Here is a 13,244-nt window from a genome sequence, read left to right on the forward strand (position 1 = left end):
AAATCGACAAACATGATGAAAGCGATACAACGCAGCAATGTCCTTGCTGTCCGAAGAAACGCAAAGTCTCTTCGAGAATCTATACATGTCCTTGTGGCTATGCGAATCATCGTGATATTCACGGGGCATCCAATTTTTTCGCAAAAACCTTTTACGGTGAAATCAGAGAACTCGATTTCAGCCTAAAACGTACAAAGTATCTACGGATTGCCTAATAGCAGGAAGTAGTAGATGGTCTGTACCGACCCTGCTTATCTTCGGATAAGTTGTTGCCTACTGTAGTGAATGAAACCGACCCCTACGAATTCCCGTAAAAAGAACGTGTCACCCACATTCTTTGTTGGAGCATTTCCATTCATTTGGTAGGAAACCCCCACTTCAAAAACGGAACGTTTTAAGTGGCGGGAGGTTCATATACCGAAATGGGCTTCATTGGGATATTACCCGATATTGCAGCTTATTTCGATGTGAGAGTTGCAACAGCGGGATGGTTGGTCAGTATTTTTGCCATAGGCGTTGACATCTCGGCTCCAACCATGCCGTTATTATTTTCGGGGATGAATCGAAAAAACGTGATGATCCTTGTATTAAGTGTTTTTGTAGTGGGGAACATCATCTCTATATTTACATCCAATTTCATCGTTTTATTAATTGCCCGAATCATTCCCGCCCTTTTACATCCGGTTTATGTTTCTTTGGCGTTTTCAGCGGCTGCTGATTCGGTTAGCAAAGAGGAAGCTCCCAAAGCAGTATCGAAGATTTTTGTTGGTGTGTCTGCAGGGATGGTCGTCGGGGTTCCAATTGTCAGTTTTATTGCCAGCGTGTCTAATTTACAACTAGCGCTTGCGTTTTTCGCTGTTGTTAATATCCTTGTACTAATTGCTACCATACTATTCGTTCCATCCATGCCGGTTGAAGAAAAAATCTCCTATGGAACTCAATTAAATGTATTGAAAAAATCTGTTACATGACTGTCTATACTCATTGTCATCTTGCTGAACTCAGCTGTTTTTGGGGTTTACAGCTATCTTGCAGATTATTTACAAACCGTAACGAATATATCCCCAAGTGTAACTAGCGTGATGCTATTCATTTACGGTGCAGCCAATATTATCGGTAACATTTTGGCTGGAAGACTACTGACGATTAATCCGATTAAAACAATCGTCACAATCCCTTTTCTATTGGGGGTTGTCTATATCGTCCAATTTTTCTTGGAACAGCTTACCTTGCCAATGATAATGATTATCTTACTTTGGGGAATACTAGCTGGAATTTCCGCAAACATTACTCAATATGTCGTTACCTCTGCAGCACCTGAAGCGCCTGACTTTACGAACGGCTTGTTTTTATCATCCGCGAATATTGGGACGACAATTGGTACAGCTGTAGGAGGCTTATTCATCTCAGCAATGGGAACGCAATACGTGGTTCTAGTCGGAATTTTATCCGTCATATTAAGTGCGGTATTTATTTTTTTAAGAAACAAGAAGTTTAGTTCTCAATAAAAAACTGTTGAGGTGAAAAAGAGGAATAAGCTTTTCTGTATTAAAACCCATTAATTACCGGACGTGGCAGTTTTTTTGCGGAGTGTAATCATAAGCGCTTCCTTGCATAAAGGAGGCGGATTTTTATATAATAGAACAAATGTTCCTTGGAAGGGAGAATCTTTATGATCCGTGATCGCGGACGCATAAAATGGACGGCGATGATGTTGCCCGAACATCTGGAAAAGTTACGGGACTGGGTAGCGGAAGATGCATACGAAGAAAAACCCACCCTTGATGAGTGGGCATGGCAAGACATGCAGCAGCAGTTGGATATCGCTTATCGGACAGGGTGTGAAATCCGGGTCAAAACATGGGAAGACGGGGTATTCAAGGATAGAATAGGCGTCTTGAAAAGGGTGAATGGCCAGTTAGGACTCATTGATTTGGAAGTGGGGCAGGATGTCCAGACCCTCTCACTGGACGCCGTTATTGGCATAGAAACGATGGATTTTTCGTGATGTCATTTTCAATGCGAGTGATCGTGCTCTTCCAACTGTTCCTTCAAAACGCTTAGCAGCATGAAGTTTTCGGTCGAGGCAGGTTGCTGGCAGCCTTCCAGTGTATAGATGAATAGCTGTTCTCCCTCTTCCGTTAAGAGGCCTGTACATGTCATATTTGTTTTGGCAGGGTTGTCTCCACGATCTTTATTCTTTGAACGATCAATTTCCAAATCGAATACAGACCCGTTGAAAGAGAGATTGTACAACGTAGGATTTCCATCGGGTGTATAGTTGGTAATCCGTACGGAAGCCTTTTCTCCGGATTCAGTTTTTTCCAAAAAGTGTTCAAAGCGGGTAAAGTTATAAATGGGACCATGCATATTAATCACATCCCCATTTTTTACCGCTTTATCACTATCATACGAACAAGCGGATAAAAGAAGCACGATAAGAATACCAAATAGATACAAGCACTTTTGCATAGAATCCCTCCAGTGATATACTTAAGGTTTCACGACCACTATATGTATCAATCAAATCCCTTACCCCTTCTCGATGTATGAAAAATAATTCAACAAGCGGATTTTTTCATTCAAATGAGTTAATGTTCCGTCAAATGTCATAAACTGTTCACAGACAAATTAGGCGTATTCAAGTGTTTCTTTTGGTACGATTGAAGCAGAAAAGTGAAAAGGAGAATAAGAATGGCTACTGATTTAAATCTGTTCCTCGCTTTTGGCGCAGGGTTTCTCAGTTTCATATCGCCATGTACATTGCCACTATACCCGGCATTTCTTTCGTATATTACAGGCATGTCATTGGACGATTTGAAATCGGACTCAAAACGGATGAGCAAAAGTGGAATGTTACATACGTTATTCTTTTTAATCGGATTCTCGATTATATTTATCGTACTCGGTTTCGGCACGTCATTTATAGGAAAGTTTTTTATACAAAACCAGGAAATTCTACGACAAGTTGGAGCGATTTTTATCGTCTTATTCGGAGTCATCATTGCCGGATTATTCACACCACAATTTCTGATGAAAGAAAAAAGGCTTCAATTCAAAAACAGGCCTTCAGGCTATTTTGGATCCGTGCTTATCGGACTTGGCTTTGCGGCAGGCTGGACACCTTGTTCGGGACCGATCATTGGAGCGATTATCGGTTTAGCTGCGGCTAATCCAGGGTCCGGCATGGCCTATATGATCGCTTATGTCCTTGGTTTTGCGATACCATTCTTCATCCTGTCGTTCTTCATCACCAGACTTGGATGGATTCGCAAATCGAGTGGCATCATTATGAAAGTTGGCGGTTATATTATGATTGCCGTTGGAGTCTTGCTGTTTTTCGACGGCATGACATACATCATCAATTGGTTAAGCCCACTTTTCGGGGATTTCACGGGCTTTTGATAGAAGGTTGGAGGAATACCAATGAAACAAATTGGATCATTCAAGGAATGGCTGGAGATCATTGAACAAAATCAAGAGTTGCTCTTGTTTGTCAAGACAGACAATTGTTCGGTCTGCGACGGGTTGTATCCGCAAGTAGAGGACTTGCAAGCAGCATATCCGATCCCTTTTTACAAAGTGAATGTGGCGGAAGTGCCGGAAATTGCTGGGCAGTTATCCTTATTTACCGCACCCGTCGTCCTTTTGTTCGCAAATGGAAAAGAGTATGCGCGCTTTGCTAGGTTTGTTCAAATGGAGGAGCTGAAAAGACGCTTAGGGGAACTGGTGGAACGGGGGAAAAAGATTGAGCGCACTGATTGATACGATTTTTACAAAGGTGCCCCCGACATACCTGATTATCGGTTCGACGGCGCTCGCCTTATTCATGGGGACGCTCGCATTGATTGTCCGGTCAAAAGCCGCAAAAAAACCAGTGACACCGAAAAAAATCATCTTGCCGCCTCTGTTCATGTCAACAGGAGCATTGATGTTCATTTTTGAGGAATTCCGGGTACCGCCGCTACAGGTGCTTGAAGCACTCGCTGTCGGTATGCTTTTTTCGATCATCCTTATTAAAACAACAAACTTCCAGCGTCGAGATGGAGATATCTACATGAAGCGCTCAAAGGCTTTCTTGTTTATCTTATTCGGTCTGTTGATTGTTCGTCTCATTGGGAAACTGATGCTCAGCAATACGATTGACGTCGGAGAACTCGGCGGGATGTTCTGGATACTGGCCTTTGGGATGATTGTGCCATGGCGGATCGGAATGCTAATCAAATACAATCGTCTCAAACAAGAAAAAGGTGTCCGCAACTAATTGCAGGCACCTTTTTTCTTATGTTCCTTTAGAATAGATGTTCATAGGGAGTGAGATCCACTTCCATGGAGTTCAACTTTTTACGTAGAAATTTATGGTCGCGTTTTGGCGTTGCCTGTATATATCCACGTATGATAAGATCAAAGTCGATTTTCTTCGCTTTTTCTGCAAGCGCAATTTCACCGATTTTACCGGCAATTTTTTGTTTGGCAACGGGGCGGAACAGTTCTGGAACAGGCGACACCAATTCGTTCAACAGAAGTTTCGCTTCATCATTCCACAGATGAAGGGAACTTTCTACATAATGTTCTTCCCAGTCCAGCGTAGATTTACCGTCCGCTTTCGGAAATACTTTTAAAAATTTCCGGAACATGAAAAAGCCGCCGATTCCGAAAAGTGCGACAAGTACAATGCACCAAAAAAGGATGAACCACATAAATAAGTCTTGTTGCAACAGTCTTCACCTCTTCCATTCTATTCACCATTATAAGAGCATCCGCCAGAAAATTCACGGACAATGTATTTTTTCTTGCTGATTCGACAGATAGAGGGAGAGAGAAGGTCGATACTTAGCGTTAAAAGTGAAATCCACTTCACAGAAACGTCAATGTTTTGCCATGGAACTCATCAGCGCTTCGCTTGTCTAGGACAATCAGTTCCGCTATGATGAACGTATCAAGAGATAGTGGAGGAAAGAGAATGCGTAAAAAATGGTTACTGCCTTTTTGCTTACTTGTCGTACTCGTTTTGAGTGCTTGTTCACAAGGTGGTTTCAAAGCGGATCACGAATATGACATTGAGCCATTTGAATTTACGAACCAACATCATGAAAAAGTTTCGTTGGAGGATTTAAAGGGGAAAGTATGGTTGGCACAGTTTGTATTCACGCAATGTCAGGATGCTTGTCCACCGATGATGGTCAATATGACGAACGTTGAGAAAGACCTTGCAGCCGAAGGTGTCGAAGATTATAAAATCGTGTCGTTCAGTATCGATCCGGAAACAGATACGCCGGAATTGATGCAAGAATATCTCGATCTTTTTGATGTCCAAGATCAAAGTAGATGGGAAATGTTGACAGGTTTTAAGCAGGAAAAAATCATCAAATTTGCGATGGACTCATTTAGAACGCTTGTTGCCGATGATCCACAAAACAATAATGTGATTCATGCTACATATTTCTCCCTTGTTAACCAAGAGGGAAAAGTTGTGAAAACATATAACGGATATTCAGATGTCCCGTACGAGCAAATTGTGAAAGATGTCAAAGCACTCGTTAAAGCAGGTGCATAAGTAAAGGAATACGAAAATTGACGGGGTGTAAAAATGAAACAAAAAAAACGAAAAGGATTATCCATCAAAGTAAAGGCCATGCTCCTTTTCTTGCTGATCCCCGTCGCTGTCACTGTCTTCACATTGACGGCCATCATTTGGACAAGTCTGAACGATTCTGAGTTCATCAAAAAGTCGGCGAGTACGTTGCTTGAAATCGGAGACCGCCATACGGCCATGACAATTCCTGAGGAATATATCCCCGTTTACAAAGAGGCGGCCGAGACATACGGTATTCCATGGACGCTTCTCGCTGCCCATCACCGGATTGAAACGAAGTTTTCGACAATGGATCCGCTCCTTTCCCCGGTTGGGGCAGAAGGACATATGCAGTTTATGCCATGTACATTTGTCGGATGGAGTTACCCTGGTTGCGGAGGACTTGGACAAGGGGAGATTCCAGAAGAGGATAAAACAAATCCGGAAATTATTGCCGAATACGGTGGGTATGGAGTCGACGCGAATGGGGATGGGATTGCCGATCCATACGATCTGGAAGATGCCATCTTTAGCGCGGCGAATTATCTTTCCCAAAGTGGTGCGGCAGATGGAGATCTTGAAAAAGCGATTTTCCATTACAACCACAGTGAAAAATATGTTCAGGACGTTCTTTATTTTTTCAACGAGTTTGAAGCATATCGTTTGAAAACAGAGCAATAAACGGCACACTGGTTAACAATTTAGGCTCCATTGTAGAGCGCATAAAAAAAGATGGAACACCCAAATCGGTGTCCATCTTTTTTTATGCGCTTATGATGCTTTACGCATCGATTTTAAAATAAGGCTCACAATGAATACAAGCACAATCGCACCAATCAAGGCAGGGAAGATGTAGAAATCAGAAACTCTTGGTCCCCATTGGCCTAAAAGCATTCCGCCGACCCAAGCACCGATGATTCCGGCAATGATATTACCGATAATCCCGCCTGGAATATCTTTTCCTAAAATAAGGCCTGCCAGCCAGCCGATAATCCCACCAACGATTAAAAACCAAATGAAGCTCATGTTGTTCATCTCCTTTTTAGTCATTCATAATTGCTTTCTTAGTATTTGCTATAACCGTTATGGCGATACGCTAAACATCAGACAGGTTAAAAATTACCAAAAAAGAGCTAAAAAATTAGCGAATGACCGTCGCGCCAAGGGTTGCTTCAAAATGATTCAACGCCCATTCGTGCCCGACAGGATTAAAGCTTGCCACACCTTTTTCGTGAATAAAGAGATCGAAGCCGCGATTATAAGCATCGACGGACGTATGAAGAATACAGATATCCGTACAGACACCGACAAGATGTAATTCCGTAATGCCGCGTGCCCGCAATAACAATTCCAAATCGGTTCCTGCAAAGGCACTAAAACGTGTTTTATCCATCCAAATGATATCTTCTTTGCGTTCATTGTACAATTGCTGAAGAGAACCGAATAAATCTCTTCCCGCTGTTCCGCGGATATTATGCGGCGGGAATTGCTTCGTTTCAGGATGGTACGGATCATCGAGATCATGCACATCGACCGGCATCACAATAAAATGGCCTTCATCCAAAAAAGTTTTCGTCAAGTTTGTAATGTACTCTTCCAAAGCGATGCCAGGTTCGCCGCAAGTGAGCGCACCATCTTTAGCAACGAAATCAACTGTGTAATCAATCACTAGTAAAGCTTTTTTCATTGAAGTTCGCCCCTTTTTCACTGATCATTTCAATCATGTCATATTTCGATTGAAAAAACAGTATATTTCAAAACCGCTAATTAGTAAATTAGAACAATCGACAATATATGAAAGTGTTTGAAAAATCTTAATAATAAATGAATAAGTCATTACATTATCTTATGGAAGACTATAAAATTAATGTATTTTACTTATATAGAATTGTATATTATGATGGACTAGAGAAAAGATGCTCCTTTATAGCCTTTTCAGTAGTTTTCAGTCGATAGAAGGAGGAATTCAGCAATGGCAAAAAGCAATTTGCACAACAGCCGTAAATCATTCGAGCTGAACGGAAAGACGTATAACTATTACCGTCTTGCCGCCCTTGAAGATGCGGGTATCGCGAACATTTCCAGACTGCCTTACTCAGTCAAAGTGCTACTTGAATCCGTCCTACGCCAGCATGACGGCTATGTAATCAAAGACGATCACGTCGAAAATCTGGCAAAATGGGGTAATAATGCGGACGCAGGTGCCGAAGTGCCATTTAAACCGTCCCGCGTCATTCTTCAAGACTTCACAGGTGTACCTGTTGTCGTCGATTTAGCATCACTTCGTTCAGCAATGGCTGAAATGGGTGGAGACCCTGACAAAATCAACCCGGAAATCCCGGTTGACCTTGTTATTGACCACTCCGTACAAGTTGACCGTTACGGAACGCTTGATGCATTGCAAAAAAATATGGAGCTTGAGTTCGAGCGTAATGCTGAACGTTACCAGTTCCTAAGCTGGGCACAAAAAGCTTACGATAACTACCGTGCTGTACCACCGGCAACAGGGATCGTTCACCAAGTAAACCTTGAGTATCTTGCGAACGTTGTCCATGCGATTGAAAATGAAGACGGTACATTCGAAACGTACCCGGATACACTTGTCGGAACAGACTCCCATACAACGATGATCAACGGTATCGGTGTTCTCGGATGGGGTGTAGGTGGTATCGAAGCGGAAGCGGGTATGCTTGGTCAACCTTCTTACTTCCCGATTCCAGAAGTAATTGGTGTAAAACTTGTTGGTGAACTTCCAAACGGAACGACAGCGACAGACCTTGCCCTCAAAGTGACACAAACACTTCGTGCACATGGTGTAGTTGGTAAATTCGTCGAGTTCTTCGGACCAGGCGTTTCCAAGTTACCATTAGCGGACCGTGCGACAATTGCAAACATGGCTCCAGAATACGGTGCAACTTGCGGATTCTTCCCGGTAGACGAAGAGGCACTTGATTACATGCGCCTAACAGGTCGTGAGGAAGATCACATCGCAGTAGTCAAACAATACTTAATCGAAAATGATATGTTCTTTACAGCGGATAAGGAAGAACCGACGTATACGGATGTTGTTGAAATCGACCTATCCCAAATCGTGGCAAACTTGGCTGGACCGAAACGTCCACAAGATATGATTCCTCTTACAGAAATGCAAAGCGCGTTCAATGACGCAGTTGTTGCACCTGAAGGGAACCAAGGTTTCGGATTCACACCAAAAGAGCTTGAGAAGAAAGCGACAATCCATTTCGAAGATGGACGTACAGCTGATATCCAAACAGGTGACATTGCGATTGCCGCAATCACTTCTTGTACGAACACATCTAACCCTTACGTTATGCTGGGTGCTGGGCTTGTTGCGAAAAAAGCTGTCGAAAAAGGTCTTACACCGCCAGCTTATGTCAAAACATCCCTTGCACCAGGTTCAAAAGTTGTTACAGGTTACTTGCAAGATTCCGGTCTTGACAAATACCTAGACCAAATCGGATTCACGACAGTCGGATATGGTTGTACAACTTGTATCGGTAACTCTGGTCCGCTTCTTCCTGAAATTGAAAAAGCGATCATGGATAGCGATATGCTTATGTCTTCTGTTCTTTCAGGTAACCGTAACTTCGAAGGACGTATCCACCCACTTGTAAAAGCGAACTACTTGGCTTCACCGCCACTAGTTGTTGCTTATGCTTTGGCTGGAACAGTCGATATCGATTTTGAAAAAGATCCGATCGGTAAAGACAAAGATGGGTACGATGTATTCTTCAAAGACATCTGGCCGTCATCCGAAGAAGTTCAAGATGTTGTGAAAGCAACTGTTACACCTGAATTGTTCCGTAAAGAATATGCACGCGTATTCACGGAGAACGAAGCATGGAATGCAATTGAAACAACTGATGAGGCATTGTATGATTTTGACGAGGATTCCACGTACATTCAAAACCCACCGTTCTTTGAAGGACTTGCAAAAGAACCTGCTGACATCCAAGGACTATCAGGACTTCGTGTCATCGGTAAATTCGGCGATTCCATCACGACGGACCATATTTCACCAGCGGGTGCAATCGGTAAAGATACACCAGCCGGTAAATACTTGACTGAAAAAGGCGTCAGCCCTCGTTTCTTTAACTCATACGGTTCACGTCGTGGTAACCACGAAGTGATGATGCGCGGTACATTCGCGAACATCCGTATCCGTAACCAAATTGCAAAAGGCACAGAAGGCGGCTTCACAACTTACTGGCCGACAAAAGAGATCATGCCGATCTATGATGCAGCGATGAAGTATCAAGAAAACGGTACAGGTCTTGCAATCATTACTGGTAAAGACTACGGAATGGGCTCTTCACGTGACTGGGCTGCGAAAGGTACCTCCCTTCTCGGCATTAAAACAGTTATCGCAGAAAGCTACGAGCGTATTCACCGTTCAAACCTTGTCATGATGGGTGTTCTTCCACTTCAATTCATGAATGGTGAAAGTGCTGAAACACTTGGCCTAACAGGTGAAGAGGAAATCAGCGTCAATATCGCGGAAGGCGTAAAACCTCGTGATATTCTAAAAGTGACAGCGACATCTCCAGATGGAACTGTTAAAGAATTCGACGTATTAGCACGCTTTGACTCAGAAGTTGAAGTTGACTACTACCGTCACGGAGGAATCCTACAAATGGTTCTTCGCGACAAAATGAAAAACAACTAATGCCAAATAGGGTGTAGACAAAGTATTGTTTAACTTTGTCTACACTCTTTTTTAGTGAATAAACCATAAGCAGGTATCTCTTTCAGCCTGATTGAAAACGCTTGTCATGTGGAAGGTAGGCTAAGAGCGCGACGTCCTGTCGCAACGCCTGCATGACTCGCTTCCTGCGAGCCCGCGCGAAGTCGAGCGAAGACGCGAATCGAACTAAAGTTCATGAGCGGACGAGCGAGACGAGCAACAACGGGTGCGAGCGTTTGTCAACAGGCTGAGGTGTCCGAGTGAATCGGGCACCTTTTTTCTTCGACATTTTGTATAATGGACAAAGAGGTGAGCAATGTGCATATTAGCGAAAAAGAAATTGAAATCAGATACGCGGAAACCGATCAAATGGGAGTCGTCTATCATGCGAATTATTTAGTTTGGATGGAAATCGGACGGACCAAATTGATTGAAGATCTCGGTTTTACATATGCCGGTTTGGAAGCAAGCGGCTATTTATCGCCGGTAACGGATTTATCGATCCAATATAAGGCTGCGATGAAATACGGACAAAAGGCGACAGTCCGCACATGGATCGAGTCACATGATAGGCTGCGCACGACATACGGCTATGAGATTCTTCACGAAGATGGAAAAGTGGCAGCAGCAGCCACTTCGGAACATGTTCTCGTCAAGAAAGAAAACTTTCGACCAGTTTCCTTGCAGAAAGTCGATCCGGCATGGGATGCTAAATACCGGGAGATTCGAAAGGTGAAAGACTGATATGGCGTTCGGCATACAACGGGCGGAACTGAAAGCATGGAAAAAAGCGGTCAGTGATGGCGACATCGCTTTTTTGACCCATTACTGGCTTGATGACCGTTTTCCCGGATGCAAAACGGTGACCAAAGCGGGTTGCGCGAATGTTGAAAAGTTGATTGAATGGGGAAAACAATATGGATTGAAACCGGAATGGATCGATATGCGGAATGATTATCCTCATTTCGACTTATTTGGAAACGAAGAACGAACTATTCTGGAAAACGAAGGCTTTATCGACCAATTGGAACGATTCGGCCTAAGGACAAAAGCGTAGGGCATTGAGCCTTATGCTTTTTCTATTTTTAATCGATCTGTCTAAGCCTAAGCGCTACGCTTACAGCATAAGAATGAAAGGAGGCAATAGGGGTGCAATTGAAAGGTGAAATGATAAATGGAAACCATCTTATTTATTGAAACAACCAAATTGGGTTCGAGCAGGGAAGCGCTAAAAGTTGCTGCGCGATTAGGCTATCGTACAGTATTGTTAACGGAAAGAAGGAGTTTTATCGAGCAACAGGATGAATTTGCAGAGGTTGCACAAATGATTCATTTTGAAAAATTGACAGAAGAGCGAATTCGCACTACGATTAACCAGCTTCAAGAGCAAGGGGCTATTATGAAGACGATCATCAGTTTTGTAGACCCGTTTGTATCAATCGCTGCACAACTTGCAAATGAATATTGTGGTGCCCAAATTTCCGTTGAAGCTTTGAAAATAATGGAAGACAAAGCGGCAACAAGAAAAGAATTGAAACAACATGACGCGACCCCAAATTTTGAAATCATTGATCTCAGAGACGATTGGGCACGTCTGATCCATAATGGGTACAAATATCCAATGATCGTTAAGTCAGCCCTTTCTAAAGCCTCCAAGGATGTCTACGTCGTTGAAAATAAAATAGAGATGCAAAAGATACTGAAGAAATTGACGAAGCAAGATTGTCACCAAAAAATAATACTGGAGGAATACTTAGACGGACCCCAATATTTAGTCGAGGTGCTTGTGCGCAGCGAAAAGAGCACGATTGTGGCGATTGTTCAACAAGACATCACGCAAAACCTCAAGTTCATTGTAACCGGTTATGCGGTCAAGCTGGATGTGAAAGATGAATTCTATCAGAAACTTGTTCAAGCAGTTGAATCAATCATAAAGGAACTTAAGATTTCAAATGCTGCTTGTCATCTTGAATGCAGATTTGTAAATGGGGAGTGGAAGCTCATTGAAATGAATCCAAGGATAGCTGGTGGAGCGATGAATCGTATGATAGAAGAAGCATTTGGCATTCATCTCGTTGGAGAAACGATTAAACTATATCTCGGTATTGAACCCGATTTGACAAGGAAATTTGAGAAATCCATTTACACCCGCTATATAATCATTGGATCTTGTGGCTACCTCTTAAAAGTAATAGGTGAACAGAAGGCCAAAGCACAACCTGGCGTAAAAGAGGTCTCTATCAAACCCGGAAAAGGAACGATCATGATGCCTGCGCTTTCCATGGGGCATCGTTACGGATATGTGATCGCTTCCGGAGATACTCCAGAAGAAGCAAAGACAAACGCGGTGAATGCCGCCAATCACATCAAATTCTACTTGGAACTACTGTAGGATTTTTAGAAATCCTCTCCAAAATCTCTCTCCCGGCATACACTAAAGTTATAGGATATACGAGTGATAGCTACCCAAGTGGGAAGGGGGACAAGTCGAAGTGGGGAAACAAAGTTGTATTTGTCAGTCGATGAAAGCATTGCTAAAGGAACAATGTATGCTGGCAGAGATGGAATTTCAATTTATCTGTGTATCTAAAAAGGTGGATACCATTCCTTTTATGCTTTTTTCTGCGCATCAAAATGATCCATTTAAGGCTTTCAATAAATGCATGGCAACCCCTTTTTTTCGATTGGAGAAGTTGGATGAAGAAACATGCTGTGCCGTTTTATCATTACTTGAAGCCGTTGATATGGAAGGGTGTCCTACTGACTGCTGTGATGATTTATTTGCCCTTCGCAAAACGGAAAGCTGCGTCATTGTTAACTTAAGATGCTTTTGTGCCATTAACCCCCTTCCTTTAGAGTTCGTAAATCGACCATTTCCAATTATTGAACCAAAATGTTAATCGATGACCGTATCCTCCCGTCGTCTTTCATAATTCATCTTCTAGTTATAAACGTTTATCCGTA

Annotated in this window: 16 protein-coding genes and 1 pseudogene; 13 read left to right on the forward strand and 4 right to left on the reverse strand. The window is 42.8% G+C overall.

Translation table 11 applies throughout. The features are described 5' to 3' along the window. The 3 genes and pseudogenes from MHZ95_RS03795 to MHZ95_RS03805 all read left to right on the forward strand — a co-directional run. On the forward strand, positions 1-215 hold a 215-nt coding region (locus MHZ95_RS03795), incomplete at its 5' end, for a transposase (protein WP_239389201.1). 183 nt (positions 216-398) lie between these two features. Then, a pseudogene (locus MHZ95_RS03800) lies at positions 399-1,508 on the forward strand (MFS transporter). A gap of 164 nt (positions 1,509-1,672) precedes the next feature. Next, complete coding sequence (locus MHZ95_RS03805) at positions 1,673-2,008, forward strand: YolD-like family protein (protein ID WP_239389202.1); 336 nt, start codon at positions 1,673-1,675, stop codon at positions 2,006-2,008. Between the two features lie 8 nt (positions 2,009-2,016). Here the strand turns inward: MHZ95_RS03805 and MHZ95_RS03810 are convergent, their stop codons facing one another. Continuing rightward, complete coding sequence (locus MHZ95_RS03810; RefSeq protein ID WP_239389203.1) at positions 2,017-2,472, reverse strand: DUF4362 domain-containing protein; 456 nt, start codon at positions 2,470-2,472, stop codon at positions 2,017-2,019. A gap of 222 nt (positions 2,473-2,694) precedes the next feature. Between MHZ95_RS03810 and MHZ95_RS03815 the strand changes: the two genes are divergently transcribed. Genes MHZ95_RS03815 through MHZ95_RS03825 form a run of 3 tightly spaced genes read left to right on the forward strand, consistent with a single transcriptional unit; the run spans position 2,695 to position 4,264 of the window. Then, positions 2,695-3,405, forward strand: coding sequence for a cytochrome c biogenesis CcdA family protein (locus MHZ95_RS03815; protein WP_239389204.1), 711 nt, complete (start codon positions 2,695-2,697; stop codon positions 3,403-3,405). A 21-nt stretch (positions 3,406-3,426) separates the two neighbouring features. Beyond that, a complete protein-coding gene (locus MHZ95_RS03820; RefSeq protein ID WP_239389205.1) occupies positions 3,427-3,765 on the forward strand; it encodes a thioredoxin family protein in 339 nt (112 codons plus the stop codon). 4 nt (positions 3,766-3,769) lie between these two features. Then, positions 3,770-4,264 carry a CcdC family protein gene (locus tag MHZ95_RS03825; RefSeq protein ID WP_239389556.1) on the forward strand — a complete coding sequence of 165 codons (495 nt, stop codon included), beginning with the start codon at positions 3,770-3,772 and terminating at the stop codon, positions 4,262-4,264. 28 nt (positions 4,265-4,292) lie between these two features. Here MHZ95_RS03825 and MHZ95_RS03830 read toward each other — a convergent pair whose 3' ends face one another. Next, positions 4,293-4,700, reverse strand: coding sequence for a DUF2621 family protein (locus tag MHZ95_RS03830; RefSeq protein ID WP_304648900.1), 408 nt, complete (start codon positions 4,698-4,700; stop codon positions 4,293-4,295). Positions 4,701-4,963: 263 nt separating this feature from the next. Between MHZ95_RS03830 and MHZ95_RS03835 the strand changes: the two genes are divergently transcribed. Next, on the forward strand, positions 4,964-5,557 hold the full coding sequence (locus tag MHZ95_RS03835) for an SCO family protein (RefSeq protein WP_239389207.1): 594 nt from the start codon (positions 4,964-4,966) through the stop codon (positions 5,555-5,557). 33 nt (positions 5,558-5,590) lie between these two features. Beyond that, on the forward strand, positions 5,591-6,256 hold the full coding sequence (locus tag MHZ95_RS03840; protein WP_239389208.1) for a lytic transglycosylase domain-containing protein: 666 nt from the start codon (positions 5,591-5,593) through the stop codon (positions 6,254-6,256). Positions 6,257-6,346: 90 nt separating this feature from the next. On the opposite strand, the gene MHZ95_RS03845 is transcribed toward MHZ95_RS03840, so the two are convergent. Continuing rightward, positions 6,347-6,601, reverse strand: coding sequence for a GlsB/YeaQ/YmgE family stress response membrane protein (locus MHZ95_RS03845; protein ID WP_239389209.1), 255 nt, complete (start codon positions 6,599-6,601; stop codon positions 6,347-6,349). Between the two features lie 115 nt (positions 6,602-6,716). Next, positions 6,717-7,262: a cysteine hydrolase family protein gene (locus MHZ95_RS03850; RefSeq protein WP_239389210.1), complete on the reverse strand. Its 546-nt coding sequence runs from the start codon at positions 7,260-7,262 to the stop codon at positions 6,717-6,719. A gap of 285 nt (positions 7,263-7,547) precedes the next feature. Here MHZ95_RS03850 and acnA point away from each other — a divergent pair, with 285 nt between their 5' ends. From acnA to MHZ95_RS03875, 5 genes are all read left to right on the forward strand, one after another. Beyond that, positions 7,548-10,262: an aconitate hydratase AcnA gene (gene acnA / locus MHZ95_RS03855; RefSeq protein WP_239389211.1), complete on the forward strand. Its 2,715-nt coding sequence runs from the start codon at positions 7,548-7,550 to the stop codon at positions 10,260-10,262. A 336-nt stretch (positions 10,263-10,598) separates the two neighbouring features. Then, a complete protein-coding gene (locus MHZ95_RS03860; protein ID WP_239389212.1) occupies positions 10,599-11,024 on the forward strand; it encodes an acyl-CoA thioesterase in 426 nt (141 codons plus the stop codon). A gap of 1 nt (position 11,025) precedes the next feature. Next, complete coding sequence (locus MHZ95_RS03865; protein ID WP_239389213.1) at positions 11,026-11,337, forward strand: hypothetical protein; 312 nt, start codon at positions 11,026-11,028, stop codon at positions 11,335-11,337. Between the two features lie 117 nt (positions 11,338-11,454). Beyond that, positions 11,455-12,672, forward strand: a complete 1,218-nt coding sequence (locus tag MHZ95_RS03870) for an ATP-grasp domain-containing protein (protein ID WP_239389214.1) — start codon at positions 11,455-11,457, stop codon at positions 12,670-12,672. Between the two features lie 100 nt (positions 12,673-12,772). Next, positions 12,773-13,180 carry a CotY/CotZ family spore coat protein gene (locus tag MHZ95_RS03875; RefSeq protein WP_239389215.1) on the forward strand — a complete coding sequence of 136 codons (408 nt, stop codon included), beginning with the start codon at positions 12,773-12,775 and terminating at the stop codon, positions 13,178-13,180. The last annotated feature ends 64 nt before the right edge of the window (positions 13,181-13,244 follow it).

It is taken from the genome of Sporosarcina sp. ACRSM (assembly GCF_022346545.1).
In the GTDB taxonomy this organism is placed as follows: Bacteria; Bacillota; Bacilli; order Bacillales_A; family Planococcaceae; genus Sporosarcina.